This is a genomic window from Helicobacter apodemus (assembly GCF_000765745.2).
In the GTDB taxonomy this organism is placed as follows: domain Bacteria; phylum Campylobacterota; class Campylobacteria; order Campylobacterales; family Helicobacteraceae; genus Helicobacter_D; species Helicobacter_D apodemus.
In genome coordinates this window covers 40,207-64,335 of sequence record NZ_JRPC02000003.1, presented here as the reverse complement: position 1 = coordinate 64,335, position 24,129 = coordinate 40,207, and the positions used below count along the sequence as shown (strand labels likewise).

Sequence of the window (24,129 nt, the reverse complement as noted above, 5' to 3'; positions counted from 1 at the left end):
AAAAATCATAGTATTAAGGAGATGATATGGAAATGCAAAGAGAACAAGTCCTTCTTGAAAAGGCACAAAAGAGACTAGAAGAGATTCATAAAATCCCTGCTCTTAAAAAAGGGAATAGTATAACTAAAGCTTTAAGGCGAAATGGAATCTCACGAAGAGATTTTATGAAATGGGCAGGAGCAATGACTGCTATGCTTTCACTTCCTGCAAGTTTTGTTCCTCTTACTGCAAAAGCGGCTGAAGTAGCCGATAGATTACCTGTTATTTGGCTGCATATGGCAGAATGCACGGGTTGTAGTGAGAGTTTGCTTAGAAGTGATGGACCAGGCATTGATAGTTTGATTTTTGATTACATCTCTTTAGAATACCATGAAACACTTATGGCAGCTTCAGGATTTCAAGCAGAACATAATTTAGAAGCTGCTATTGAAAAATATAAAGGTCGTTATGTGTTAATGGTGGAGGGAGGAATCCCTACTGGATTAGAAGGGCAGTATCTAACTATTGGGGCACATGGAAAGACGGGTTGGCAAGGCACTGTAGAGGCAAGTGAACACGCAGCGGCTATTTTTGCAATTGGCACCTGTTCTAGCTTTGGTGGAATTCAAGCAGCTAATCCAAATCCAACAGCAACAAAACCTTTAAGTCAAGTTATTAATAAACCAGTGATTAATGTTCCTGGTTGTCCGCCAAGTGAAAAAAATATTGTTGGTAATGTTATTCATTTTATTCTTTTTGGGACATTACCAAGTCTTGATGCATTTAATCGTCCAAAATGGGCTTATGGACTTAGGATTCACGATCTTTGTGAGAGAAGAGGGCATTTTGATGCAGGAGAGTTCGTGCAAGCTTTTGGGGATGATGGTGCAAAAGATAGTTATTGTCTCTATAAAATGGGTTGTAAAGGACCTTACACTTTTAATAATTGTTCTAAGCTCCGTTTTAATTCCCATACAAGTTGGCCTATTCAAGCAGGGCATGGTTGTATAGGCTGTAGTGAACCAAATTTTTGGGATACAATGGGTCCTTTTGAAGAGCCTATGGCCAATAAGCTGTATAATACACCATTCTTTGGTGGTGCAGATAGAACCGCTGATAATATTGGGATTACTTTGCTAGGTGCTGCTGCAATTGGTATAGCAGCTCACGCAATATTAACTAATATCAAAAAAGATAACCAATAAAGGAGGGGCTTATGTCAAAAAGAATTATTGTTGATCCTATTACTAGAATTGAAGGACATTTAAGAATTGAAGTGATTGTTGATGATAATAATGTTATTACTGATGCTTATTCTAGCTCCACTTTATGGAGGGGTATTGAAGTTATTGTGAAAAATAGAGATCCTAGAGATGTTGGTTTTATGGTGCAAAGAATTTGTGGAGTTTGCACATTTTCTCATTATAAAGCAGGGATTTCAGCAGTAGAGGATGCTTTAGGGATTCAAGTTCCCTTTAATGCAGAAATGGTTCGCTCTTTAATGAATGTTTCTTTGGTTTTACACGATCATTTAGTGCATTTTTATCATCTACATGGGCTTGATTGGTGTGATATTACTTCTGCCCTTAAAGCAGACCCAAAAAAAGCTTCAGAACTTGCCTTTAAATATGTAGATAATCCTATTGCTGCAGGAGCAGATGAGTTAAAAGCAGTTCAAGAACGTGTGAAGAAGTTTGCAAGCTCTAAACAAGGTCTTGGTCCCTTTGCTAATGGTTATTGGGGGCATAAGACTTATAGATTTTCACCCGAGCAAAATCTTATTGTTTTATCTCATTACTTAAAGGCTCTTGAAATTCAAAGGGTGATGGCTCAACTTATGGCAATTTTTGGGGCTAAACAGCCTCATCCTCAGAGTCTAACTGTGGGTGGAGTTACTTGTGTAGTAGATATTTTAGATCCTACAAGATTGGGTGATTGGCTAACAAAGTATAAGGAATGTGCAGATTTTGTAAATCGTGGTTATTATGCAGATATTGTAATGGCAGCAGAGGTTTATAAAAATGAACCTAGTGTTTTAAAGGGTTGTGGAGTAAGAAATTTCCTCTGTCACGCAGAGATACCTATTAATAGAAAAGAAACTTTATATAGCACTGGTATTGTAAGAAATGGTGATATTTCAAAGCTTTATGACTTAAATGAGGAGTTAATCACAGAGGAAGCTACACATTCTTGGTATAAAAATAATCAACCACTTCACCCTTATGATGGAGAAACAGAGGCTAATTATACAGGTTTTGTTGATGCTGATACCATTGGACCAGATGGCAAACCTATTCATACTAAGGCTTTAGATATTAAAGGAAAATATAGCTGGATAAAATCTCCTCGTTATGAGGGAGATGCTATGGAGGTGGGACCTTTAGCGGCCATGGTAGTTGGGTTAGCGGCGAAGAATCCTAGGATTACTCAAATTGTAAATCAATTTTTAAAAGATACTGGATTACCTGTAGAAGCTCTTTTTTCAACATTAGGAAGAACTGCAGCTAGAGCATTAGAGTGCAAACTCTCTGCTAATTATGGCATTGAAGCTTTTAATTCTTTGGTTGAAAATCTAAAAACTGGTGATCAAAGCACTTGTGCTCCTTATAAAATTGACAACAATAAAGAATATAAAGGTCGTTATATTGGTAATGTTCCTAGAGGGACACTTAGCCATTGGATTAGAATTAAAGATGGCGTTGTATCTAATTATCAATGTGTCGTTCCTAGCACTTGGAATGCTGGACCAAAAGATTCAAAAGAACAAATGGGACCTTATGAATTTTCTTTAATTGGCACTAAGGTTGAAGATATTACACAGCCTTTAGAGATTATTCGCACTATCCATTCTTTTGACCCTTGTATCGCTTGTTCTGTGCATTTAATGGATACAAAAGGGAATGAGATAGGGCAATATAAATTAGATCCTATTGCTATGAATCTTAAATGCTAAAGGAGAAGAATATGGAGACAAAATACCGATCCATTTATGAGTTTTCAAGACTTACAAGGATATTCCATTGGATAAGAGCTTTTTCTATTTTTGCATTAATAGCAACAGGCTTTTATATTGCTTATCCTTTTTTAGCACCGAATAATTTTACAGGAGAGCCGGTGGGCTTTTTATATGCTTTAATGCGTAGTTGGCATCTTATTTTTGGCTTTTTGCTAATTGCGGTTTCAATTTTTAGGATTTATATTTTTCTCTTTTCTAAAGAATGCCATATCGAAAGACGTTCATTTTTAGATCTTATTAATCCTATTGTATGGGTTAAGATTATAGGAAATTATTTATTTATAGCAGCGCATCCTCATATAAAAGGAGCTTATAATCCCATTCAGCTTGTAACTTATATAGGTGTTATGTTTTTAATCTTTGCTATTTCTCTTACTGGATTAATTTTATATGCCCATGTTTTTCACGAAGGGCTTGGTGGATTTTTATCTTTTCTTAGACCTTTAGAGGTATTCTTTGGAGGGATTGCAAATGTTAGAGGAATACACCATATACTAACTTGGGCATTTATTATTTTTCTCCCTATACATATTTATATGGCAGTTTGGAATGCAACAAGGTATCCTGGAGCTGGTGTTGATACTATTGTTAGTGGTTATAAATTCGAAAAAGATGGACAACATTAAGGTAGTTTTTGAAGATTTTGATTCTAGGCATAGGTAATATTTTATTTGGGGATGAAGGAATTGGAGTTCATCTTTCAAATCTTCTTAAAGTCAATTATACTTTTAGCGGGGAGAGCAGTGTTGATATTGTTGATGGAGGGACGATGGCACAACACCTAATTCCGCTTATTACTCAATACCAGCAAGTTTTAATTTTAGATTGTATAGATGCTAACGATGCAAAAGTTGGTGATGTTTATTTCTTTGATTTTAGTGCCGTTCCTAACAATATTACTTGGGCTGGAAGTGCCCATGAAGTTGAAATGTTGCAAACTTTAAAGATGATTGAAATGCTAGGAGATTTACCACCTACAAAAATCTTAGGTGTGAAGCCCTTTGTTATTGGTACAGACCCAACTTTTGAATTATCTAAAGAGATTTTACAAGCAGCGAAAATTATGGAAGCAAAGGCTATTGAATATTTAGAATCCTTAGGTATAAAAGTTTGTAAAAAAAGTAATCAAAACTTGCAAGAGGTTGCACGTTTTTCTTATAAGGGCTATTAGAGTGAATATTTCTTTAGTTTTTGGTTTTATTGAAGAATTTCAAAGTTCGCAAAATGTTAAGAGTTTTATTGTAAAAATTTTAGATAATGCACTTAGAAAATATTCTCTACAAGGTAGATTTTATGGTGACGAGGAAGAATTTTTTTTTGCAAGTTTGTGGTGAAGAATCTGTTGTCTTAGAATTTAGTGATTATTTATCAAAAGTTATTCCACTATCTTTGCAGTGGAGTTTTAAAGAAATGAGGGTACTAGAAGATAATCAAAGCATTAATAAACCCCCTTTAGAGACTTCTTATAATATCCCTTCTTTGTATTTGAGTGCTTTGGAGTTACAGGCAATAAGCAGTAGGAAAAGTGAAAATTTTTGTAATTTATGGGGAGATTTTATTAATTTTGCTCAAACTCCTTTGAATTTTTTTAATAATGAGACTGAGATGCTTATAAATTCAAAGGTTTTATTAGAAGATTCTTTGGGGCATTTAGCCCAAGCTTTAAAGAAAGGAGAGAGGGTTTTTTTAAAGACTATTTATGGAAAAAAAGAATTGGTTTTACTAGATGAAAAAAATCCTAAAAAAATAGAAGGTGATTATTGGTTTATGCCTTTTTGTTTGAATAATGCTCAAATAATTTTTAAAGCTTCTAAAGAAGAGCTACAAGCTTTAGCAACTTTAGAAAAGCCTCTTATAAGGTTAAAGCCAAAATCCATTTTTACAGAGTTTTTTTCCCAATCTTTTGTAACGTGTGTTTTGCCATATGAACCGCTTTTAGTGCTTTTGACAAAATTTTTAGAAGAGTATAGTGGTTTGTATTTATTGCCACTAAAAGAAGAAAAAATAAGGCTTGGTCTTTGTTATTTCATTGTTCAAGAGTCTTCCCCAGTTTTGATTAGTGTGGGTAAAAACTCTTTAATTCTCCAACATCGTTTTGAAGCAGCAAAAGACATTTCTTATGCCACTATGAAAGAATTTGAAAAAGCTCTTTTAAGAGAAAAATTAGAAAAGGTGAATCTACTCTATTTAGGTAGAGGGCAAACGCGTTTTATGCTTTATTTTAATCAAAGTTTTAAAGAACCATTAGAATTTGCTTTTGAATCTAATATTGCTTTAAGGATTGATGAATTAAAGGTATTTAATAAAACTACACAATCTTTGTTGAAAAATTTTACTAAGGAAAATCAAGATTTAATAAGGGAGTTAGAGACTTATTCTAAAGAATCAAAAATATCTTTTAATCTTTTAGAGTTAATAGGGATGTGCGGTATTTTATTGGATTTTAAAGTAGATTCTATGGATTTAATGTTGCTTGCTTATGAAGTTTTAGAGTGTGCATCAAATTTTGTTGGCCAAAAAGGACCTCGTATTGATTTTAAATTAGAACGTAATGAAGAAGGAAAAGTGTATCTTGATACTTTGAAAACTTTGCGTTCTGTTATGAGTTTTAAATTAGCAGGAGTAGAAAAAGAATTATTGTGTTTTGGGATTATAGATTCTTTTGCAGAATTTTTTGCTAATTTTAGTAGAGATATGGAAGAGAGCTATAATACCAAAGGCATCATTGTTTGTGGCGAGATGTTTTTAAATAAACAATTCCTTGATCAATTTATCCATTATTTACCTAAAAATTCAGAAATTTTTTCTACTCCAATCATTGATTTTTTACTATAAATTTAATTTCTAATTGAGGAATTTTTATGAAAGAGTTAAAGTATCAAGCAGTTACCCCCAAAGAATATCAAAAGGTAACACCTGAAATTTTTTTTAAACAACGAAGAAGATTTTTAAAGCTTGGAGCTGGTAGTTTAGTCGCTGCATTGAGTGTGGAAAGTCTTTTAGCCGATATAGTTAATAAAACGGATAAATTGCATTATCGCCCAATGAGTGATAAAGAAATGCTAAAGATCAATAGAAATGTTATATTCCCAACTCCAGAGGAATTAGCGACAAGTTATAATAATTTTTATGAATTTGGATATTCTAAAAGCGACCCAAAAAATAAAGCAGGTTCTTTAAAGACTTCTCCTTGGAGTATCAGTATAGAAGGGGAAGTGCAAAAACCTTTTGTGATTGATGTTGAAGAATTAATCACTAAAATGACTTTAGTAGAGAGGATTTATCGGTTTAGATGTGTAGAAGCTTGGAGTATGGTAATTCCTTGGATTGGATTTGAGTTAAGAGAATTTATTAACTTTGCTAAACCTACTAAAGAAGCAAAATATATCCGTTTTACAACTCTCTATGATCCTAAGCAATTCCCAATGCAAGGAGGATTCTTAGGACTTGGTATGGGATCAAGTTTTCTTGATTTTCCTTATAAGGAGGGTTTGAGGATTGATGAGGCAAGGAATCCTTTGTCTATGCTTGCAGTTGGAATGTATAAAAAAAGATTATTGCCACAAAATGGAGCGCCTATTAGATTGGTAGTACCTTGGAAGTATGGTTATAAAATGATTAAATCTATTAATAAAATAGAATTTTTGAAAAAACAGCCTGTTTCAACTTGGGAGGCAGAAAATTCTAGAGAATATGGTTTTTATGGTAATGTTGATCCTGAAGTTTCACATCCTAGATGGTCTCAAAGTAGCGAACGTGTAATAGGACAAAGAGGAAGGGTTCCGACTTTATACTTAAATGGTTATGCAAAAGAAGTAGAGCATCTTTATGCAGGACTTGATAGAAAAAAACTTTATTAAGGATAAAGGTGAAAAAACATTATGGGATTTTTTTAGACACCCTTTTGATGTTTGGAGTTTTTCTGCTCTTATGGCAGATTGTATTAGGTGTTGAAAGCTATAAAATTGGTGATTTTGCTGACCCATTAGTGAGTTTATATTTTTTTAGCGGATGGGTGAGTATTGTTTTTTTGGTGGTTTCTTTGGTTATCTTTAAACCTATTAAAAAAAGTTTTGGATTGTTAGCCTTAGTTGCAGCTCTTCTCCATAGCGGAATCTTTTTTGCAATAGACTTTAATTGGGAATTTTCTTTGATTTTAGAAGAGCTAAAAAGCAAACATTATTTGTATTTTGGGTTTTTAAGTTTAATACTTCTTATAGTGTGTTTTATATTGGGGAATTATTTTCATCGTTTCAAACTCTATTACGCAGTTTATATTGCTGTTATTTTCGCTCTTATTCATTTTGTATTAATACAGAAAATTTTAACGATGAATTATTTTATAGTGATTTTCGTTATTTTATCAATTCTCATTTTCAAGTTTTTGCGGCTTTTTAAAAGGGGTTGATTTTATGCTTGTATTAGATAAATTTTAGTAGAATCTTAAGAATTTTATTTTTGAGGTAAATTATGAGTGGAATTTTATTGGTATTGCAATTTATTTTAGCAATTTTTGTTACGATTATTGTAATGTTACAAAAAAGCTCAAGTATAGGGCTTGGGGCTTATAGTGGAAGCAATGAAAGTCTTTTTGGTGCAAAGGGTCCTGCTGGGTTTTTAGCAAAATTAACTTTTGGATTAGGATTTTTATTTGTAATTAATACTATTGCTTTAGGATACCTTTATTTACAAGATTCTAAACGTTCTATTTTAGATAATGTAAGTATTTCTCCTGAAGTTGATAATCAAGTTCCTGTTGCACCAAGTGTTCCAGTGTTGCCACAAGAGAAGTAAAGATTTTGAAGGTAGAGAAATGAGTTTGCAAGATATTTATGCACATACACAAGAGATGATGAATAAAAGTATTGAATCTATGAAAAAAGAGTTTGGAACTTTAAGGAGTGGAAAGGTCTCTATTTCTATCGTTGAGCCTATTTGTGTAGATTATTATGGCTCCCCAACTCCTCTTAATCAAGTGGGTTCTGTGATTGTTCAAGATGCTAATACAATTTCTATAACTCCTTGGGAGAAAAGTCTTTTAAAAGAGATTGAAAGGGCGATACAAGAGGCAAATGTTGGAGTTAATCCTAATAATGATGGTGAATGTATCAAGCTCTTTTTCCCCCCAATGACAAGTGAGCAAAGAAAAGAGACTGCTAAAGAAGCTAAAAGTATTGGTGAGAAAGCTAAAGTGGCAATTAGGAATATTCGCAAAGATTCTAATGATAAGATTAAAAGATTAGAGAAAGATAAGTTTATTAGTGAAGATGAGTCTAAAAAAGCCTATGATGAGATTCAAAAATTTACAGATAATGCAGTAAAGAAAATTGATGAGTTAGTTAAACACAAGGAAGAAGAATTATTAAAAATTTAATTTAGTAATAGAGAATATTTAACATGTTACATAAAATATTTAAGAAAGATATTTTTCATAAAAAAGTTGAAAAAATAGAAGATGATGAAGCTATTCTAAAAAGTATTTTATTTAAACTTGGGATTGGTTGTGGAGATAATGTTTAAAGTAGCGGAGAGGAACTTGTATTTGAAATTTTAAAACAAAATTTTAAACACCCCTATTGTATATTTGATGTGGGTGCTAATAAGGGAATGTTTTTACAATCAAGCTTTCTAAATCTTCTTTTTATGAAAGGTAGCGGGGGGGGGGGGCAAATTCATTGTTTTGAGCCCTCTATTTATACTTTTGAGATTTTATCGCAGAATGGCTTTTCAAAAGCTAATAACATTATTTTAAATAATTTTGGTTTGGGAAAAGTCAATGAGGAGAGAATCTTATATTATAATAAAAAGGGTTCTGGGTTAGCCTCTTTAACCAAAAGAGATTTAGCGTTTCGTAATATTCCTTTTGAAGAGAGTGAGAAAGTCAAAATTTTCACTTTAGATTCCTATTGTCAGCAAAAATCTATAGAGCACATTTCTTTGTTAAAAATTGATGTAGAGGGCATGAGCTTGATGTTTTTGCTGGTGCTAAAGGAATGTTTGCTAAGAGGGCTATTGATATTATTACTTTTGAATTTGGAGGTTGCAATATAGATACAAGGACATTTTTCAAGGATTTTTGGCTTTTCTTTGAAAAAGAAATATGGTTCTTTATCGATTTTTGCCTAGTAAAAAATTATTAAAGCTTGATAATTATAAAGAATCTTATGAGCAATTTACAACCACTAATTATTTAGCCATTCAAAAAACTATAAACCTCAATACCTTTGTTTGAAGTTGGTGTATTTAAGCAGAATAAATGAGAAGTATTGGTATGATTAAATCTGTATAAATGCTTAAGATACACCATTATAGACTCCATAGGAATATGCCTTTAGTCTAAATAAGGAGAATTTATGGATATTATGCGGATTTATAAGGAGGCAAATGCCCTTTTAGAGGGGCATTTCTTATTAAGTAGCGGTAAGCATTCCTCCTTTTATCTCCAGTCTGCTAAGGTTTTAGAAAACCCAAAACTCGCTTATGAATTAGCACAATCTTTAGCAAAAGTTATTCAAGAATCTAAAATACAAGTGCAATGTGTTTGCTCTCCGGCATTAGGTGGTATTTTGGCGGGTTATGAGCTTGCACGATGTCTTGGTGTGAGATTTATCTTCACAGAACGCGTTAATGCAGAAATGACTTTAAGAAGAGGATTTGAAATTTATAAAGAGGAAAAAATTTTAATTTGTGAGGATATTATCACTACTGGGGGTTCTGCTATGGAATGTGCTAGGGTTGTAGAGTCTTTGGGCGCTAACATTGTAGGCTATGCAGCTTTAGCTAATCGTGGGATTTGCAAGAGGTTTAATGCTTTTAGGGCTGGTGATTACCTAGAATGTAAGTTGGATTCTTCTTTACCTTTATTTGCTTTAGAGGATTTTGTTTTTGATACTTATGAAGCTGCAAATTGCCCTTTATGTAAGCAAGGTAGTGTGGCTATTAAACCCGGTAGTCGTGGGAATTAAATGAGGCAAAATGCAAAACGTTGGAGAAAACTTAAGCGAAATTCTCAAGAACATTTAAATCAAGTGTCGCATAAGCATACTAGAGATTGTGCGATTCTTGCAGCAAGTTTTATCCAAAGGGTGAAGGCTCAAATTATTGATATTTTTATGATTTATATGCCTATTTTATATTTCCTTACTTATGTTGTTATAGGGAATGCAAAAGATTTTCGTGAATCTATTTGGGGTCCTTTAGTGGGGGTTTTGCTTTATGGCGTGATTATTTCTTTGTTTTTAACATTTAAGGCTCAAACTCCGGGTAAAAAAGCTTATGATTTATTACTTATTCGGGATGATGGCAAAAAAGTTACTTTCTTTTTAGCCTTTGTAAGGTTTATTTTGTTTCTTATTTCTGGCTCTATCATTATTGGTATATTGTCCCCTTTGTGGAGAAAAGATAGAAAAACGATGTATGATTTAATCCTTAAAACCTCCGTTGTTGCTAGAAGTTAATTTAATATTAAAATTTTTTTGGCATAATTAAGCAATTTTTATTTTTTGGGAGCTAAATATGGATGGGAGACTTTTTACATTTGCAGGATTAATTAGCCACAATCACGATTTTATTATTGCATTTCATACAATTTTAATCGCCATTATTGCCGTTGTTTTAGCAAAACTTGCAACTTCGAGAATGCAAATAGTTCCAGGTGCTATTCAAAATGTTTTTGAAGTTTTTTTAGGTGGTGTTATTTTTATGGCAAAAGATGTTATAGGGGAGGAAAAGGCTAGAAAATATTTACCCCTTACCGCAACCATTGCATTTTTTGTTTTTTTAGCCAATGCTATTGGTATTATCCCAGGTTTTGAAGCCCCTTCTTCAAGCCTTAGTTTTACGCTTACTTTAGCCTTGATTGTATTTGTTTATTATAACTTTGAAGGAATGAGGACTTTTGGGATAGTAAAATATTTTTCCCATTTTGCGGGTCCTGTGAGTTTATTAGCTCCTTTGATGTTTCCCATTGAAATTATTTCCCATTGTTCGCGTTTAGTTTCTTTGTCCTTTCGTCTCTTTGGGAATATTAAAGGTGATGATATGTTCTTACTTGTTATGTTGATGTTAGCACCTTGGGTAGCCCCTCTACCAGCATTTTTAATCCTCACTTTTATGGCATTTTTACAGGCATTTATCTTTATGATTCTAACCTATGTCTTTTTAGCAGGTGCTGTTTTAATGAGTGAGGAAGATCATTAAAGCTTACCTTATTACTTCTCCTACTCTTTATCCCACAACTCCTTTAGAATTTGATACTTTTTACAAGAAGATTCTTGATACCCATAAGATTGATTTTGCTTGTTATCGTGATAAGACATTGGCTTTTAATCCTAAGCTCTTAGAGGTATTTTTAAGACTTAATCAATCTTATAAAATTCCGAGCCTTATTAATTCAAATTTTGAATTAGGGATGTGCTTTGGTTTTGATGGATTGCATTGTAATGCTTCACAAATGGATTTAATTTTAGAGGCTAAAAGAAAATTTTCTCTAGTTTTTTTTAGCGCACATACAAAAGAAATACTGAAAAAAGCGGATTTATTAGGTGTAAATGGAATCACTATTAGCCCTATCTTTAAAACTCCTAATAAAGGAGAGCCTTTAGGGGTAGAGTTTTTAAATACCTTCAAATTAGAAGATTATAAGGCAGAAATTTTTGCTTTGGGGGGCATTATAAGCTCCCAAACTCTCTCTAAAATTGCCACAACTCCTATAAAGTCCTTTGCTTCAATTCGATATTTTCTTAATTAATAAAATATTTTGTAAAAACTTGTTATATTATTTAAGACAAAGGAATGAAATGAAAGATTGGTTTATACCCTCTATTGGTTTTGGACTATTTATTTATTTTATGTTATTTGTGATACTTTATACTATTAAGATTGGTGGAGCAAATGTGCCTTTATTTGATTCACAGCACCAAATTGCTCCTCCTCAAACTGATGCAGAAAAGTTTTTGCAAGATGTTTCAAAAAGTATAAAAAATTCATTTTAGTTTTTTTGAAAAAAGCCGATTTAGTTATAGTAATGAAATAAATTATTAAAAGGAGGCAGAATGATTAACCATTTGATGAATAATTCTAATTTTTCCAATGCCATTAATCAGGCGAATAATAAAAATACTTCGTCGGTAAATACCCCTAGAAATGAATCTATGGATGAGAAACACAAAACACAAAACACAAAAGTTTCTAGCTCACGTGCAGAAACCATTAAGCAAGCAATCTTAGATGGTAGTTATAAAATTGATTTGAGGAGTAGTGTAGAAAAAATGGCACAAGAATTGCTTGGACAATAGATAAGTCTATATTTAGGAGTTATCTTATGTCCTTGCAATTTTTAAAAGATGCTTTAGAAGATGTGAAAGCTTTAATAGCTATTACAGAGCAAGATATTACTGATATTAAAGTTGCCAACAATGATACGATTTTTGCTAGAGTTTCACAAAAAGAAGAATTGATAGCTTCATTTATCAAAAAAAAAGAAGCTTATGCTCAAGGTATAGAAGCTAAACTTAGGGAATACTATCCCAATGCCGCAATTACTGATTTGACTTATGAGGATAAACAAAAATTATTAGGTGAGGGTGCTAATGAAGTTACTGCAGAACTTCATGATAATCTTGAAAAGCTTAAAAGGCTTAACTCTCATTTTGGAAAGATGTCTTTGGCGGTTTGCGAGTTTTATAATTCGCTTCTTAAAAATATTGTTCCAGTAGAAGATGGAGGATATAAGAAAAGCACTTTAGGTAATTCTACATTTTTAAAAGCTGAAATATAAGAGAGGAGGATTCTTATGGGCGGAATACTTTCATCTCTTAATACTCCTTATACAGGACTAATGGGTCATCAAGTAATGGTGGATACCGTTGGTAATAATATTGCTAATGCTAATAATGAATTTTATTCAAGACAAGTTGTTCGGACAGCAGCTGAAATTCCACTTTGGAAGCAAAATTATGCTTTAGGGCAAGGACTTTCTGTCTTAAGTATTGAGAGAATTCATGATGAGTATACTTTTTCTCGTTATAAAAGAGCAACTTCTGAAAAAACTTTTTATGATACTAGTTTTAGAGGACTTAAAGAGGCTTCCTCTTATTATCCAGAAGTGGATAAAGTTGGGATTTATAATGATTTACAAAAGTATTTTAACGCTTGGAAAGATTTATCCATTAAAGCTGGGGATTCTGCTCAAAAAGTTTCTTTAGCAGAGCAATCCCAGACACTTATTAATAATATCACAACAACAAGAGAACGTTTGGTTAATCTTCAAAAAAGTCTTAATCAAGAATTAAAAACTGCGGTTGAAGAAGTGAATCGTTTAGGGGAACAGATTGCTATTTTAAATAAGCAAATAGCAGAATATGAGAGTAAGGATTTAAACAAAAAAGCTAATGATTTAAGGGATTTGAGGGATCAATATGAATTTGAAATTAATAATCTCATTGGTGCAGATGTTTTTAAAAATGGTTTGCAAGGAAGTGCGCCTGTCAATAAAAATATTGCTGATTTTGAAGAGAGATATACACTTAATGTTGGTGGGAGAGTTATTGTTGATGGTGCTTCTTTTCAACCTTTAACTTTAGATAACTTTGATAATCCTGATGGACTTTATACGATTAAATATCTAAGAACGGATCATAAAGAATATAATCTTTCTAATTCTTTAAATCAAGGGAAAGTAGGGGCTATTTTAGATTTAATCCGCACAGAAGATATGCTAGAAGATGGAACTGCGGGGGGTATAGGAAAACTCCAGGTTTATATTAATGATTTAGATAGTTTTGCCAATGGGATTATAGAAACGACTAATAATTTATATGCACAAAGTGCTAGGTTGAGTGCTTCTAGTGATATTTTAAGGATTAATTACCAAGATGCTTTTACGACAAGCGGATATAATATTAATGAGGGAAGTTTTGATGTGGTAATGTATGACAAACAGGGCAATACATTGGGCAAAAGAACCGTGGTTATTGATAATCTTACGAATATGCAAAGTATATTAGACCAGCTTAATGCCAATGTAGATGATAATAGCAATAATAATGCTAGTGATGATTTTGATGATAGGTTTGTAGCAACTTTTACTAATGATAATAGAACTTTTGCTATAACTTCTAAAAATCCTTCTGAAGAGATTTATATTTCTATACAAGATAAGGGGACAAATTTTGCAGGAGCCTTTGGGGTAAATAGATTTTTTGAAGGCAGTAATGCAAAGGATATGAGATTAGCCCTTGAATATAGGGAAGATCCTACTTTAATTCGTGCTTATCGTGAGCCAGTATCGGGGAATTTTGAAGTAGCTAATATGATGCAACAACTCCAATATGATAAAGTTATTTTTACAGATTATGAGGGGAATAAGCATTCTGAAACTATAAGTGGATATTTTCGCCTTATTGCTGGCAAAGTCTCTTCTCAAACAGAAGCAACGAAAACCACTCAAGAAACTAAAGAAGCTGTTTATGTAGCTATTAAACAAGAATATAAACGCTCTTCAGAAGTTTCTGTGGATGATGAGTTAGTGAATCTTATACGATTTCAAAGTGGTTATAGTGCTAATGCAAAAGTAATTTCAACTATTGATGAAATGATAAACACGCTTTTAGGGATTAAGAACTAATTAGCTTTAATTGCCCGATTCTATAAAGTGCAAAATCATATTTAATAGGGTCGTATTTATCAAGGGTTTTTAAGAAATTGCTTACTTCCAGTGCGGCTTGTAGATCATAAGTTTTTCGCTTTAAAATCCCAAGCCTTTGAGAGACTCTAAAAGTATGCGTATCTAATGGAAGGATTAAATCACTTTTTTTAATACCTTTCCATAAACCTAAATCTAAACAATCTTCCCTTACCATCCAACGCAAAAACATATTCCAACGTTTCATTGGAGAATTACAATAGGGTTTGCCTATTAAGAATCTTAAGCCTTTTGTGTTGAGTGATAACTTCTCATAAAGGAGATGTTGTAGGGCATAGATACCTTCAATGAGGGAGCCATTTTTATAGTTTTTATAGAAAGTATGATAGAGGTTATTGCAGTTTATGAGGGATTGAAAAAAGTCTTGTATTTCTTCGTTGTTTTGAAAGCGGTAAGATTTGCTAGTGCATTTTGAGATTTGATGATTTTTTAGGGAGTGGAGATTGCAAGATTGTAAAAAATTCATAATTGCCCTTACATTGCCATAAGAAAATAATGCACAAAAGAGGGCTATTTTATCATCTCTAAAATCTCTTGCTATACCTAAGGGATCAGGTAATGCTTGTGAAATGCTACAAGAGGTATTAAAGAGATGGTAATGTTCTTCTAAAAGATTAGAAATAAATTTTTTAGAAGGTTTTTTAGGGATTTTAAGGGAGGGTGTAAGAGTCATTTTTAAAAAAGAAAATTATAACCTAAGAATAATCCTGTGCTTGAAGTCTCACTTAAATCAAGCGTAGTGGAAGTGGGGACATCATTAATAGGGATGCTGCTATTTGCTTTGCCAAAATTTAGTCGTCTTGCTTGAATCCCTAATTCTAACTCTCCATAGGTGGTTTGATAAATAGTTCCTGCTTTTACTCCATAAGTAAATCCTGTATATTTAAGTTTTCCCATAGCACTATTATTGACAACAAAGCTACCTTCATTAAAATTGGCTAATGCTATTCCCCCATTTGCACTTAATAATAAACGCCACTTTATAGTATTTGGGATTTGTGGAGTGAAAGCATAGTTTAAGGTAAAGGTTTGGTAAGAGAAACCATTTTTCTTAAAAAAGTTTTCCAAATTCAATAAGATTCTATGATTTTGGTTGAGTAAATACCCAACAACAAGTCCAATTCCAGAGAGTTTTTCACTAAGGCTATGGTTTTGAGGATTATTCCCTGTAATGCTTAAGGTTGCATCAGAATTTGTTTTATTGCTAACTCCATAAATACCTAGTAAGCGATTGCGTCTTTGTTCATATAAAGGATGGTAGGAAACTTGCGGAGAAATTGTATTAGGGGGTTGATAGCTTTGATAGCCCAGTGTAAAGCTTGATAGAAAAATAAATAAAACTAAGAGTCTCATCAGGAACCTTTATTAGGAATTAGAGAGTTTTAAGCAAAAAAGATTCCATTTATTCTCTAATATCTAGCTTTTTTGCCATAAAACTTATAGTTATTCCTTGCAAAAGCACAGAAATAATTACCATAAAAAAGACAATATTAAAAATTGTCGAAGAAGATTCAAATTTATAAACATAAGGATAGGTTGCAAGGATGATGGGAACAGCTCCTCTTAGCCCTACCCACGAAATATAGATTTTTTCTTTTTTATTATATTTGCTTTTATAAAGTGAGATAAATACACTAAGAGGACGAGCTAAGAAAATTAAGACAAAGGCTAAAATCAATGCTTGAATCGCAACGCCCGGTAATTGGGAGGGAAATACAAGCAATCCTAAGACTAAGAAAACAACGATTTGCATCATCCACGCAATGGCATCGTGGAAAGCAATGATATTAGATTTGTTCGGAAAGGCATATTTATTAGTAATGATACCAGCTAGATAAATACTTAAATAACCATTTCCATTTAAAAAGGATGAAACCCCAAAAATCATAAAAAGCCAAGCTACGCTAATAAGAGGGTATAAACCTGCTTGTGAGATATTAATGTGTTGGCAGATTTTAGGAAAAAGATAGCCGCATAACATACCTAAAATTCCCCCAACGGCAAATTGGGCAACAAATTGTAAAATCCACTCACCTACTGAATGAGTTTGTGGCATAAAAATAAGTTGTAAGATTGTAATGGTTAAGAAAATAGCCATAGGGTCATTACTGCCTGATTCAAGCTCTAAAAGCGGTCCTATATTGTTTTTAAGCTTTATTTTTTGGGAACGTAATATCATAAATACTGCTGCAGCATCGGTAGAAGAGATGATTGAGCCTAAAAGCATAGATTCTAAAAAGGTAAAATCCAACACAAAATAAATAAAACAAGCCATAATCACAGCAGTTAAGAGAACACCAAGGGTTGCAAGGAGTATTCCATTTATCATTACAGGTTTGATTTCTTCCCAAAAAGTATCAAGTCCCCCACTATAAAGAATAAAAATAAGGGCTATCATACCAATTATTTGAGCTAAGAACACATTATCAAATTCAATCCCTACAATCCCTTCACTTCCAAGCAACATACCAATCCCTAAGAACACTAGCAACAAAGGGATTCCTATCTTTTCTGAAAGCTTACTTGCATAAACGCTTATAAAAAGAATAATTCCTACTACAATAATGGTGAAATTTATATTACCAATGATTTCCATAACTCAAATTTATGCCCTCTATAGTAATTTTTTGCCTAAGATACCATATTTTACTTTAAATACCAAGAATAGAATAGAAAATGAATATTAGTTTAAGTGCGATAAAAAGCTTTTTATCGCACTTTTTCTAACTCTTATTTTGAATTTAAATATCTTTAAGAGATGGTGTGGAGTAGTTCCACACTTTTAAAAGATTTTATTTTGTGGAGATTTTTACAATTTCTTGTAAGAGTTTATCAATATTTGTAACGACTTGCTTATTTTTAATATTATATTTTTTAGCAAGCTCTTTAATGTTTGTATAGGTTATATAAGTATTATGTTTAGTGTCTTCATAAATAGAAATTTTAAGTGGTAATTCCATAGAAATTTGTGGATTTTCTTGCATTAAAAATGTTCCGACTTTTGGGTTGCCAAAGACTATGACTTTGGTGGCATTTAATTCTAAACCAACTTCTTTAGCATTTTTACTATGATCAAACTCAGCAAAAATAGGTATATTATTTTGTGTTAGAAAATTTTTAGCATTTTCATAAGTGGTATTAAAATCATATTTGCTTTTGATAGGTTCCATTGCATTCACTAAACTAGCAAACATAAAAAAAGAAAGTAATGTTTTTGTAATTTTCATCTTATGTCGTCTCCTTAAATTTTCAAAATCTATTTTGCTAGTATAGCTTTTTAAATTAGATTTACGCTTAAAATACTAAGGGATTAGATATTAAGTAAAAGCCCATCAGTATTTATGGAAAGCTAAAGATTATTGATTATAAAAAGGTAAGAGTTTTTAAGAATATTTTTATAAAAATAGTTCTACACTTCCACATTAAATTTATATATGAATATATAATCATATATTAAAAGGATAAAAGTTATGCCAGAGATTAGTGTAGATAGGCAAAAGATTTTACAGCAGATAGTTGATGTTTTACCCCAAGAAGAATTGCTCTATGAACTTGCAGAACTTTTTAAGATATTTGGGGATTCTTCACGCATTCGTATTCTCTCACTTTTACAACAAGAGAAACTTTGTGTTAATGAGATTTCTTTTGCTCTTAATCTTTCACAATCTGCTGTATCTCATCAGTTAAGAATCCTAAGGCACGCTAGACTTGTTCGTTATCAAAAGCAAGGAAAAGAAGTTTTTTATGAGCTTGATGATGATCATATTCAAAAGATATTTGAACAAGGCTTAGAGCATATTAGTGAAATGTAAATTAATGTAAATTAAGGATAAGAGATGGAAAATACACTTCGTTGTAATTGTAATTTTGATATTAAAGGCATATATGGGTTAAAGAAAAATTTTGCAAAAATACTATTAATCTTTAGCGGCTTACTTTATCTTATTGGATTAGTCTTTGAGTTTAAAATACTTCCTTACTCTATAGATAAAACTTTTTTATCTTTTGTTTTTATCTTTTGTTATTTTGCTTTGGGTTGTGGGGTTTTACAAAATGCCTTAAAAGGGCTTTTAAAAAGGGAGTTTTTTAACGAAAATACTCTTATGACTTTTGCTTCTATTGGAGCTTGGGTTATAGGGGATGGGGCTGAGGCTGTAGCGATTTTGTTATTTTATAGAGTAGGAGAATTTTTAGAAAGTCTTGTAGTAGAAAAGTCTAAAAAATCTATCCAAATGCTTGCTTCCCTCAAGGTAGAAAATGCGAAAATTTTACAAAATGATAAAGTTGTCAATATCGACCCAAAAAAAATTCAAAAAGGTGATATTTTAGTGCTTTTAGCAGGAGATAGAATCCCTGTTGATGGGACTATTATTCAAGGTGAGAGTAGCATTGATAATTCTAGTTTAAGTGGAGAATCTATTCCACAAAATGTAAGTGTTGGCGATAATCTTCTCTCTGGTGGGATTAATCTTAGTGGTGTTTTGCATATGCAAGTTACACAAAATTATGAAAATTCTGCTTTTAGTAAGATTATTAAACTCTTAGAAGAGGGGAATGCACAAAAAAGTAGGAGTGAGGAGTTTATCACTAAATTTGCTAGATTTTATACTCCTATTGTTGTTTTTCTTGCCATAGGTATTAGTGTATTGCCTCCTATTTACTTTGGGATTATTGCTCCAAATGGTTTTATAGAGGGTTTTAGTGAAGTTTTCTATACCTGGTTGTATCGCGGGATTGTTTTTTTAGTTGTTTCTTGCCCTTGTGCGTTGGTTATCTCTATACCTCTTACCTTTTTTGCTTCACTTGGTAGAGCCTCTAAAGAAGGAATTTTAATCAAGGGTTCAAGTTATCTTGAGACACTTTTTGATACTAAGACTATTATTTTTGATAAAACCGGCACACTTACAAAGGGCACATTAATTGTTAAGGCAATACGAAATTATTCCACCTATGATGAGCAATGGATTATGGCTTTAGCAAAAACTTTAGAATCCCATTCTAATCATCCTATTGCTAAGGCTATTGCAAAACTTGATGCGCAAGTTTTAGAGGTTGAAAACCTACAAGAGAGTGCTGGAGGAGGAATTAGTGCTATATGGGAAGGTAAAAAAGTTGCATTAGGTAACGCACGATTTATAGGAAATCTTACGCAGCAATCTATTGGAGATGATTTAATAGGCAAATGTCAAGTTTTTCTTGCGTTAGAAAATGAAATTGTTGGAAGTATTATTTTAGAGGATACTATTAAAGATGAGGCACAAGAGGCTATCACTTTGTTAAAAAGCCAAGGTTATAAACTTCATATTTTAAGTGGAGATAAAGAATCTGTTGTCAAAGAAGTCGCTAAGCAAGTTGGGATTGATGCTTTTGTTGCTAATTTACTCCCTACTGGGAAAGTAGAGTGTTTAAGGAATATTTTACAAAAAAAGGGCAAGAATAAAGTCGCTTTTGTCGGAGATGGGATTAATGATGCTCCTTCCTTAATGCTCTGTGATGTTGGTATTGCTATGGGGAAAACAGGCAGTGATTTAGCCCTAGAGGGGGCGGATGTTGTAATACTTAATGATGATTTAAGAAAGATACCACAGAGTTTAAGTATTGCTCAAAAAACGCGTAAAATTCTATGGCAAAATATTGCCCTTTCTTTAGGGGTAAAAGTTGCTATTATGATTCTTGGTGCTTTTGGATTTGCGAATTTATGGATGGCATTATTTGGCGATGCAGGTGTCGCGTTGCTTGCATTATTGAATGCCACAAGAACAATTCGCTAGAAAATTTACCTATTTACCCTCTTGTAATAAAGTTTGCATTAAAGAATCACTAGAGCTTATAAAAGAATCTTTAGAGAGTTTTTCTTTGTATTCAAACATTTCTAAAAAGGGTTTGGTGATTGTTCTCTTTATAGCTTAAGATTAGAGACTCTACTGTATCAAAGGGGAGTGTAACACTTAAAGTGTTTATTCCTTTTTCTACACTACTTTCAATAATAAGACCATTTTTAGTTTTAATGATTCCTTGTTCATTAGTAAAGTTTTCTTTTATATAACTTTTCATTATCCCCAAAGAATCTTTAATCTTTTTGGAGATTTTCTGCAGGCATTTTGCTATCTGCAAGTGTGAAAAATCGTAACATACTAGGGAAAGCAATCATAGAAGCAACACTTATTGTTGTTAAGTTATACTCTAATTCCTCTTTTGCTTTTGCTATGATTGCTTTATTTTCTGTCTCTAATGAGGAGGCAAATTCTCTAGTGTTTGATTCTAATCCTCATTAAATACCTTATCGGCTCTATCTATTAAAGATATATTATGTCCTCCTGATAGAATCAACATTCCTAGCAAATCTGATTTTTCCTCTTCTTCATAAACAGCAAGAGCAATTTCTTCCATTTGTTGATAAATATAAGCTTTAGCACTTTGGTATCTTTCTTCACTTACATTAGTAAATCTTTGGGAATGTTCCTCTATAACGTCATAGTTAATCTTAGCAGTAGCTTCTCGTGTCCTTATTATCTCTATCTGTAATTCTCCTTTTAAGATTACAATTTATAACTTTATTCCTTAAAGGTATCAAAGCAAAATATTCCCTTGCTTTATGCAAAAAGTTATCTTAAATCTATGTTTTCTTAAGTAATTGGGGGCGATATTGAAGTAGAAGTGGGATTAGAGAATCTAAAGGTTAGAAAGATTAAATCTCTCTATAATAACCTTAAAGGAATAGAAATACTAGTTAAGCTTAAGCCTTAAATCTTTATGCCTTTATATCTAATGCCCTCTCTAAAGTATTAGAAGCATACTTCCTATCTACATTTTGTGCTATTCCTTGCACAATAGCAATAATATCTTCTTCAAAATCGGGATTATTTTCTAGATTATTTTTAAGGGTTTGTTTATCAAGCTTGGTAAGTTTTTGGATTTGTGTAAAAATGGGGTCTTCATTTTCTGTGGCTTGCGTTTGGATTTTTTCTAAAGGCTCTTTAGTGCTTTGCGGGGATTCCACAATTTTATCCATAACTTCTTCTAAGGAAGCGTCCGCTTCAATAGATTTGTGTTCCATCCCAGATTTTTTTAACTGCTTTTTTAAGGATTCTTTGGTTTTCTTTAAAAGCTCCTTTAATAGATATTCCTTTAGATCTTCCTCAGTGGCACTACTATCAATCTCCTGCTTTTGAGCGTGGATAATCTCATCAAGATATTGTGCGTATTCTTGCTTGCTTCCTAATTGGTTTAATTGGATAGAGCCATTAGCTTTTTGGTCTATGGTAATCATTTTATTAAGTTCTTCTTCAATCGAATGAGAGGTATATTTCTCCATTAAGGAAGTAGAAAGGTTAGAATTCCCTGGCATCATTTGGGAGTGTTTAATATAGGTTGAGACATTCCCTAGATTCACATCTTTATTCTTTGTGCCACCATAAAACTGCCTTTGCATTGTATTAAAAGAATGAGTACTCATCCTCTCTGCCCTATCTAAGAACCCATCTTGATTGACATCTTCTCTCAGATAACCTCTCTTATAAGTAATATCTGCATACCAACTACTCACAAACTCTTCTGCCCTACCTTTAAGCAAGATATTCTTTCCATCAGTCTTTAGAGCATTTTCTCCAAAGACTTCTTGTAATCTATCTAAATTTTCATAGCTTAAGCCCACATTGACATAAGCACCATTAAGAGGGTCTCTAAAATAGACATTATTTTGGTATGGGGATTCTGCTTCTTTTCTTACTTTGATATTGCTAACTAAAATATCACTAGCTTCTATCATCTCCTGCATTTTTCTCATATCCTCTTCTTCTTCAAAAGACACATGGGCAGATTTATAGGCTGTTGTAGATAATTTCATGTCTAAATTCATATAATTATATTTACTTATGCTGGGAAACATATTATTTATCTCCTCTTTTTTCTATCAATATTTCTTAAATTAGCATCTTTTACTAACATAGCATCTCATAAAGACATTAACCATATGTTGATTGCTTTGAGGACGAGAATTGGCATTATAGCTATTAGTAAAAGGCATAGTATTTATGTAGTAATTCCAACCTAATGTATAAGGTCTATAACCTCCTACAACTTCTTGTTCTTCTTTAATGTTTAAAACCTTAACTCCTGCAGAATTATCACTCACTTTACCTTTAGTAACAAGTGCTAATACATCTACTTCCTCCGCATTAGTTATACCCATAAGCCCTAAAGTCAATACTGCAGTTAAAAACACCTTTTTCATCAAATCTCCTTTTATATAAATTGTATAGAATTTAATCCTAACAAAATGTTGATTAAAAAAGCAAAATTTTTCTTAAGTACTTAAGAAAAATTTTTGGGTTGTTTATTATGGTTACAATAAAATAAATGAGGAATTTTATGCAAAAGGTATCAAAAATTTTCATTATTTTATGTTTTTCGCTTATTTTACAAGCTGAGTTTGTAGTGAAGTCTTACTTTTAATCCATATTTTGATAGTGCGAATTTGTTGCCACAAGCAACTTATACAAAAATAGTGTATCACAATCTAAATTCTTTTAAATCAGTGTATTCTGGGATTTTATACCAGTATATAAAAGATTCTAGAGTTAAAGCAATTATCTTTAAATTCTATTTTTTAAGTTTTGAGAATATACAAAAGATTTTTTCAATGAACAAAGTTGGTTTTTTGCAATGCTTTGGGCTATCTATGCACTAAGTCAATATAGAATGGATAGGAAAATTCTGGAGGTTTTAAAGAACAAGTGGTAAAATTCTATAAATACTAACAAGCAAAGGCAGCCTATGCAATACATTAGTTATTATCAATCTCCTCTTGGGAGTATCCTTTTAAGCGCAAACAATAATGGCTTAAGCGGACTATGGTTTGAAGGGCAAAAATACTTTGCATTTACTTTAGACAAGGAGCATCAAGAAAAAGAAATGCCCTTATTCAAACAAGTTAAAAATTGGCTAGATAATTACTTTTTAGGGAATAAACCAAATTCCTCTTTACCCTTATACCTAATAGGAACAAACTTCCAAAAACAAGTATGGCAAATCCTCTATTCTATCCCCTATGGAGAGACTAGGACTTATGGAGAAATCGCAAAAGAACTCGCCATAAAAAAAGGATTGTCCCGTATGTCCGCACAAGCAGTGGGTAGTGCAGTTGGGCATAATCCAATTTCAATTATCATTCCTTGCCATCGCGTTATGGGTGCAAATGGTGATTTGAGAGGATATGCTGGGGGCATTGAGAAAAAGGTTAAGCTCTTAGAATTAGAAAAGGTTAATACACAACCCCTCACCCTAAAAAGATGAAATTCAATAAGTATATCTCTCTAAATCATAATAAGCCGAAACCTAATATTTAATACTTAGCTTTAAATTTATTAGTTTCCTTTGCAAAGCCTAAATCAATGCTTTTTAAAACAATACAATTTGTAGAAATATAAAG

Annotated in this window: 31 protein-coding genes; 23 read left to right on the top strand and 8 right to left on the bottom strand. The window is 32.4% G+C overall.

Annotated elements, in window-relative coordinates; all coding sequences use genetic code 11:
• The first annotated feature begins 32 nt into the window (after positions 1-32).
• From LS72_RS01705 to flgK, 19 genes are all read left to right on the top strand, one after another.
• The gene (locus LS72_RS01705) at positions 33-1,184 is read left to right on the top strand and encodes a hydrogenase small subunit (protein ID WP_034553322.1); all 1,152 of its coding nucleotides are present in this window, start codon (positions 33-35) and stop codon (positions 1,182-1,184) included.
• Between the two features lie 11 nt (positions 1,185-1,195).
• Positions 1,196-2,932 carry a nickel-dependent hydrogenase large subunit gene (locus LS72_RS01700; RefSeq protein WP_034553296.1) on the top strand — a complete coding sequence of 579 codons (1,737 nt, stop codon included), beginning with the start codon at positions 1,196-1,198 and terminating at the stop codon, positions 2,930-2,932.
• An 11-nt stretch (positions 2,933-2,943) separates the two neighbouring features.
• On the top strand, positions 2,944-3,621 hold the full coding sequence (gene cybH, locus LS72_RS01695; RefSeq protein WP_138154921.1) for a Ni/Fe-hydrogenase, b-type cytochrome subunit: 678 nt from the start codon (positions 2,944-2,946) through the stop codon (positions 3,619-3,621).
• An 8-nt stretch (positions 3,622-3,629) separates the two neighbouring features.
• On the top strand, positions 3,630-4,166 hold the full coding sequence (locus LS72_RS01690; protein ID WP_034553292.1) for a HyaD/HybD family hydrogenase maturation endopeptidase: 537 nt from the start codon (positions 3,630-3,632) through the stop codon (positions 4,164-4,166).
• Position 4,167: 1 nt separating this feature from the next.
• Positions 4,168-4,329 carry a hypothetical protein gene (locus LS72_RS11300; protein WP_238700668.1) on the top strand — a complete coding sequence of 54 codons (162 nt, stop codon included), beginning with the start codon at positions 4,168-4,170 and terminating at the stop codon, positions 4,327-4,329.
• Complete coding sequence (locus tag LS72_RS01685) at positions 4,313-5,830, top strand: protein hydE (protein ID WP_238700667.1); 1,518 nt, start codon at positions 4,313-4,315, stop codon at positions 5,828-5,830. The genes LS72_RS11300 and LS72_RS01685 overlap by 17 nt, the downstream gene beginning before the upstream one ends.
• A gap of 26 nt (positions 5,831-5,856) precedes the next feature.
• Positions 5,857-6,855: a protein-methionine-sulfoxide reductase catalytic subunit MsrP gene (gene msrP / locus LS72_RS01680; RefSeq protein ID WP_052087246.1), complete on the top strand. Its 999-nt coding sequence runs from the start codon at positions 5,857-5,859 to the stop codon at positions 6,853-6,855.
• Positions 6,856-6,863: 8 nt separating this feature from the next.
• On the top strand, positions 6,864-7,403 hold the full coding sequence (locus LS72_RS01675; protein WP_034553290.1) for a cytochrome b family protein: 540 nt from the start codon (positions 6,864-6,866) through the stop codon (positions 7,401-7,403).
• Between the two features lie 62 nt (positions 7,404-7,465).
• Positions 7,466-7,789, top strand: coding sequence for a preprotein translocase subunit SecG (gene secG, locus LS72_RS01670; protein ID WP_034553288.1), 324 nt, complete (start codon positions 7,466-7,468; stop codon positions 7,787-7,789).
• 19 nt (positions 7,790-7,808) lie between these two features.
• On the top strand, positions 7,809-8,369 hold the full coding sequence (frr, locus tag LS72_RS01665; RefSeq protein WP_034553285.1) for a ribosome recycling factor: 561 nt from the start codon (positions 7,809-7,811) through the stop codon (positions 8,367-8,369).
• A gap of 233 nt (positions 8,370-8,602) precedes the next feature.
• Positions 8,603-9,046: an FkbM family methyltransferase gene (locus tag LS72_RS01660; RefSeq protein WP_052087385.1), complete on the top strand. Its 444-nt coding sequence runs from the start codon at positions 8,603-8,605 to the stop codon at positions 9,044-9,046.
• Between the two features lie 302 nt (positions 9,047-9,348).
• Positions 9,349-9,960 carry an orotate phosphoribosyltransferase gene (pyrE, locus tag LS72_RS01655; protein ID WP_034555306.1) on the top strand — a complete coding sequence of 204 codons (612 nt, stop codon included), beginning with the start codon at positions 9,349-9,351 and terminating at the stop codon, positions 9,958-9,960.
• On the top strand, positions 9,961-10,452 hold the full coding sequence (locus LS72_RS01650) for an RDD family protein (RefSeq protein WP_034555305.1): 492 nt from the start codon (positions 9,961-9,963) through the stop codon (positions 10,450-10,452). It abuts the gene before it with no gap.
• A 58-nt stretch (positions 10,453-10,510) separates the two neighbouring features.
• Positions 10,511-11,194, top strand: a complete 684-nt coding sequence (locus tag LS72_RS01645) for a F0F1 ATP synthase subunit A (RefSeq protein WP_108911039.1) — start codon at positions 10,511-10,513, stop codon at positions 11,192-11,194.
• Positions 11,178-11,744, top strand: coding sequence for a thiamine phosphate synthase (locus tag LS72_RS01640; RefSeq protein WP_034553419.1), 567 nt, complete (start codon positions 11,178-11,180; stop codon positions 11,742-11,744). Before LS72_RS01645 ends, LS72_RS01640 begins: the two co-directional genes overlap by 17 nt.
• A gap of 49 nt (positions 11,745-11,793) precedes the next feature.
• Entirely contained in the window at positions 11,794-11,988 is a 195-nt protein-coding gene (locus LS72_RS01635; protein ID WP_034553418.1) for a hypothetical protein, read from the top strand.
• 60 nt (positions 11,989-12,048) lie between these two features.
• Positions 12,049-12,291 (top strand): flagellar biosynthesis anti-sigma factor FlgM, encoded by a 243-nt coding sequence (locus LS72_RS01630; protein ID WP_034553417.1) that lies wholly within the window; start codon positions 12,049-12,051, stop codon positions 12,289-12,291.
• A gap of 26 nt (positions 12,292-12,317) precedes the next feature.
• Positions 12,318-12,773 carry a hypothetical protein gene (locus LS72_RS01625; RefSeq protein WP_194145525.1) on the top strand — a complete coding sequence of 152 codons (456 nt, stop codon included), beginning with the start codon at positions 12,318-12,320 and terminating at the stop codon, positions 12,771-12,773.
• A gap of 15 nt (positions 12,774-12,788) precedes the next feature.
• Positions 12,789-14,621 carry a flagellar hook-associated protein FlgK gene (flgK, locus tag LS72_RS01620; RefSeq protein WP_034553415.1) on the top strand — a complete coding sequence of 611 codons (1,833 nt, stop codon included), beginning with the start codon at positions 12,789-12,791 and terminating at the stop codon, positions 14,619-14,621.
• Here the strand turns inward: flgK and LS72_RS01615 are convergent.
• From LS72_RS01615 to LS72_RS01600, 4 genes are all read right to left on the bottom strand, one after another.
• The gene (locus tag LS72_RS01615; RefSeq protein WP_052087255.1) at positions 14,611-15,372 is read right to left on the bottom strand and encodes a TIGR02757 family protein; all 762 of its coding nucleotides are present in this window, start codon (positions 15,370-15,372) and stop codon (positions 14,611-14,613) included. The genes flgK and LS72_RS01615 overlap by 11 nt on opposite strands.
• A gap of 2 nt (positions 15,373-15,374) precedes the next feature.
• Complete coding sequence (locus LS72_RS01610; protein WP_034553414.1) at positions 15,375-16,052, bottom strand: DUF1934 domain-containing protein; 678 nt, start codon at positions 16,050-16,052, stop codon at positions 15,375-15,377.
• 49 nt (positions 16,053-16,101) lie between these two features.
• Positions 16,102-17,295 carry a potassium/proton antiporter gene (locus LS72_RS01605; RefSeq protein WP_034553413.1) on the bottom strand — a complete coding sequence of 398 codons (1,194 nt, stop codon included), beginning with the start codon at positions 17,293-17,295 and terminating at the stop codon, positions 16,102-16,104.
• A gap of 196 nt (positions 17,296-17,491) precedes the next feature.
• Positions 17,492-17,926, bottom strand: a complete 435-nt coding sequence (locus LS72_RS01600; RefSeq protein WP_034553412.1) for a DUF302 domain-containing protein — start codon at positions 17,924-17,926, stop codon at positions 17,492-17,494.
• A gap of 243 nt (positions 17,927-18,169) precedes the next feature.
• Between LS72_RS01600 and LS72_RS01595 the strand changes: the two genes are divergently transcribed.
• Positions 18,170-18,511 (top strand): ArsR/SmtB family transcription factor, encoded by a 342-nt coding sequence (locus tag LS72_RS01595; protein ID WP_034553411.1) that lies wholly within the window; start codon positions 18,170-18,172, stop codon positions 18,509-18,511.
• A 24-nt stretch (positions 18,512-18,535) separates the two neighbouring features.
• Positions 18,536-20,470 (top strand): heavy metal translocating P-type ATPase, encoded by a 1,935-nt coding sequence (locus tag LS72_RS01590; protein WP_052087254.1) that lies wholly within the window; start codon positions 18,536-18,538, stop codon positions 20,468-20,470.
• Positions 20,471-20,561: 91 nt separating this feature from the next.
• On the opposite strand, the gene LS72_RS01585 is transcribed toward LS72_RS01590, so the two are convergent.
• Positions 20,562-20,753: a hypothetical protein gene (locus LS72_RS01585; protein ID WP_034553410.1), complete on the bottom strand. Its 192-nt coding sequence runs from the start codon at positions 20,751-20,753 to the stop codon at positions 20,562-20,564.
• Between the two features lie 62 nt (positions 20,754-20,815).
• On the opposite strand from LS72_RS01585, the gene LS72_RS10705 reads away from it, so the two are divergent.
• Positions 20,816-20,974 carry a hypothetical protein gene (locus LS72_RS10705; protein ID WP_194145524.1) on the top strand — a complete coding sequence of 53 codons (159 nt, stop codon included), beginning with the start codon at positions 20,816-20,818 and terminating at the stop codon, positions 20,972-20,974.
• On the opposite strand, the gene LS72_RS11500 is transcribed toward LS72_RS10705, so the two are convergent.
• The 3 genes from LS72_RS11500 to LS72_RS01575 all read right to left on the bottom strand — a co-directional run bounded on the left by LS72_RS11500 (position 20,961) and on the right by LS72_RS01575 (position 22,932).
• The gene (locus LS72_RS11500) at positions 20,961-21,089 is read right to left on the bottom strand and encodes a hypothetical protein (protein WP_269149266.1); all 129 of its coding nucleotides are present in this window, start codon (positions 21,087-21,089) and stop codon (positions 20,961-20,963) included. The genes LS72_RS10705 and LS72_RS11500 overlap by 14 nt on opposite strands.
• 361 nt (positions 21,090-21,450) lie before the next feature.
• The gene (locus LS72_RS01580) at positions 21,451-22,587 is read right to left on the bottom strand and encodes a hypothetical protein (protein ID WP_034553408.1); all 1,137 of its coding nucleotides are present in this window, start codon (positions 22,585-22,587) and stop codon (positions 21,451-21,453) included.
• Between the two features lie 39 nt (positions 22,588-22,626).
• A complete protein-coding gene (locus LS72_RS01575) occupies positions 22,627-22,932 on the bottom strand; it encodes a hypothetical protein (protein WP_052087253.1) in 306 nt (101 codons plus the stop codon).
• Positions 22,933-23,474: 542 nt separating this feature from the next.
• Here LS72_RS01575 and LS72_RS01570 point away from each other — a divergent pair.
• Entirely contained in the window at positions 23,475-23,993 is a 519-nt protein-coding gene (locus tag LS72_RS01570; RefSeq protein ID WP_034553405.1) for a methylated-DNA--[protein]-cysteine S-methyltransferase, read from the top strand.
• Positions 23,994-24,129 lie beyond the last annotated feature (136 nt).

What these genes read in the sequence shown, in the direction of transcription:
- LS72_RS01705 (WP_034553322.1), top strand. Translation starts at nt 33, where the DNA reads ATGCAAAGAGAACAAGTCCTTCTTGAAAAGGCACAAAAGAGACTAGAA.
- LS72_RS01700 (WP_034553296.1), top strand. Translation starts at nt 1,196, where the DNA reads ATGTCAAAAAGAATTATTGTTGATCCTATTACTAGAATTGAAGGACAT.
- cybH (WP_138154921.1), top strand. Translation starts at nt 2,944, where the DNA reads ATGGAGACAAAATACCGATCCATTTATGAGTTTTCAAGACTTACAAGG.
- msrP (WP_052087246.1), top strand. Translation starts at nt 5,857, where the DNA reads ATGAAAGAGTTAAAGTATCAAGCAGTTACCCCCAAAGAATATCAAAAG.
- secG (WP_034553288.1), top strand. Translation starts at nt 7,466, where the DNA reads ATGAGTGGAATTTTATTGGTATTGCAATTTATTTTAGCAATTTTTGTT.
- frr (WP_034553285.1), top strand. Translation starts at nt 7,809, where the DNA reads ATGAGTTTGCAAGATATTTATGCACATACACAAGAGATGATGAATAAA.
- LS72_RS01660 (WP_052087385.1), top strand. Translation starts at nt 8,603, where the DNA reads ATGTTTTTACAATCAAGCTTTCTAAATCTTCTTTTTATGAAAGGTAGC.
- pyrE (WP_034555306.1), top strand. Translation starts at nt 9,349, where the DNA reads ATGGATATTATGCGGATTTATAAGGAGGCAAATGCCCTTTTAGAGGGG.
- LS72_RS01650 (WP_034555305.1), top strand. Translation starts at nt 9,961, where the DNA reads ATGAGGCAAAATGCAAAACGTTGGAGAAAACTTAAGCGAAATTCTCAA.
- LS72_RS01645 (WP_108911039.1), top strand. Translation starts at nt 10,511, where the DNA reads ATGGATGGGAGACTTTTTACATTTGCAGGATTAATTAGCCACAATCAC.
- LS72_RS01635 (WP_034553418.1), top strand. Translation starts at nt 11,794, where the DNA reads ATGAAAGATTGGTTTATACCCTCTATTGGTTTTGGACTATTTATTTAT.
- LS72_RS01630 (WP_034553417.1), top strand. Translation starts at nt 12,049, where the DNA reads ATGATTAACCATTTGATGAATAATTCTAATTTTTCCAATGCCATTAAT.
- LS72_RS01625 (WP_194145525.1), top strand. Translation starts at nt 12,318, where the DNA reads ATGTCCTTGCAATTTTTAAAAGATGCTTTAGAAGATGTGAAAGCTTTA.
- flgK (WP_034553415.1), top strand. Translation starts at nt 12,789, where the DNA reads ATGGGCGGAATACTTTCATCTCTTAATACTCCTTATACAGGACTAATG.
- LS72_RS01615 (WP_052087255.1), bottom strand. Translation starts at nt 15,372, where the DNA reads ATGACTCTTACACCCTCCCTTAAAATCCCTAAAAAACCTTCTAAAAAA.
- LS72_RS01610 (WP_034553414.1), bottom strand. Translation starts at nt 16,052, where the DNA reads ATGAGACTCTTAGTTTTATTTATTTTTCTATCAAGCTTTACACTGGGC.
- LS72_RS01605 (WP_034553413.1), bottom strand. Translation starts at nt 17,295, where the DNA reads ATGGAAATCATTGGTAATATAAATTTCACCATTATTGTAGTAGGAATT.
- LS72_RS01600 (WP_034553412.1), bottom strand. Translation starts at nt 17,926, where the DNA reads ATGAAAATTACAAAAACATTACTTTCTTTTTTTATGTTTGCTAGTTTA.
- LS72_RS01595 (WP_034553411.1), top strand. Translation starts at nt 18,170, where the DNA reads ATGCCAGAGATTAGTGTAGATAGGCAAAAGATTTTACAGCAGATAGTT.
- LS72_RS01590 (WP_052087254.1), top strand. Translation starts at nt 18,536, where the DNA reads ATGGAAAATACACTTCGTTGTAATTGTAATTTTGATATTAAAGGCATA.
- LS72_RS01585 (WP_034553410.1), bottom strand. Translation starts at nt 20,753, where the DNA reads ATGAAAAGTTATATAAAAGAAAACTTTACTAATGAACAAGGAATCATT.
- LS72_RS11500 (WP_269149266.1), bottom strand. Translation starts at nt 21,089, where the DNA reads ATGGAAGAAATTGCTCTTGCTGTTTATGAAGAAGAGGAAAAATCAGAT.
- LS72_RS01580 (WP_034553408.1), bottom strand. Translation starts at nt 22,587, where the DNA reads ATGTTTCCCAGCATAAGTAAATATAATTATATGAATTTAGACATGAAA.
- LS72_RS01575 (WP_052087253.1), bottom strand. Translation starts at nt 22,932, where the DNA reads ATGAAAAAGGTGTTTTTAACTGCAGTATTGACTTTAGGGCTTATGGGT.
- LS72_RS01570 (WP_034553405.1), top strand. Translation starts at nt 23,475, where the DNA reads ATGCAATACATTAGTTATTATCAATCTCCTCTTGGGAGTATCCTTTTA.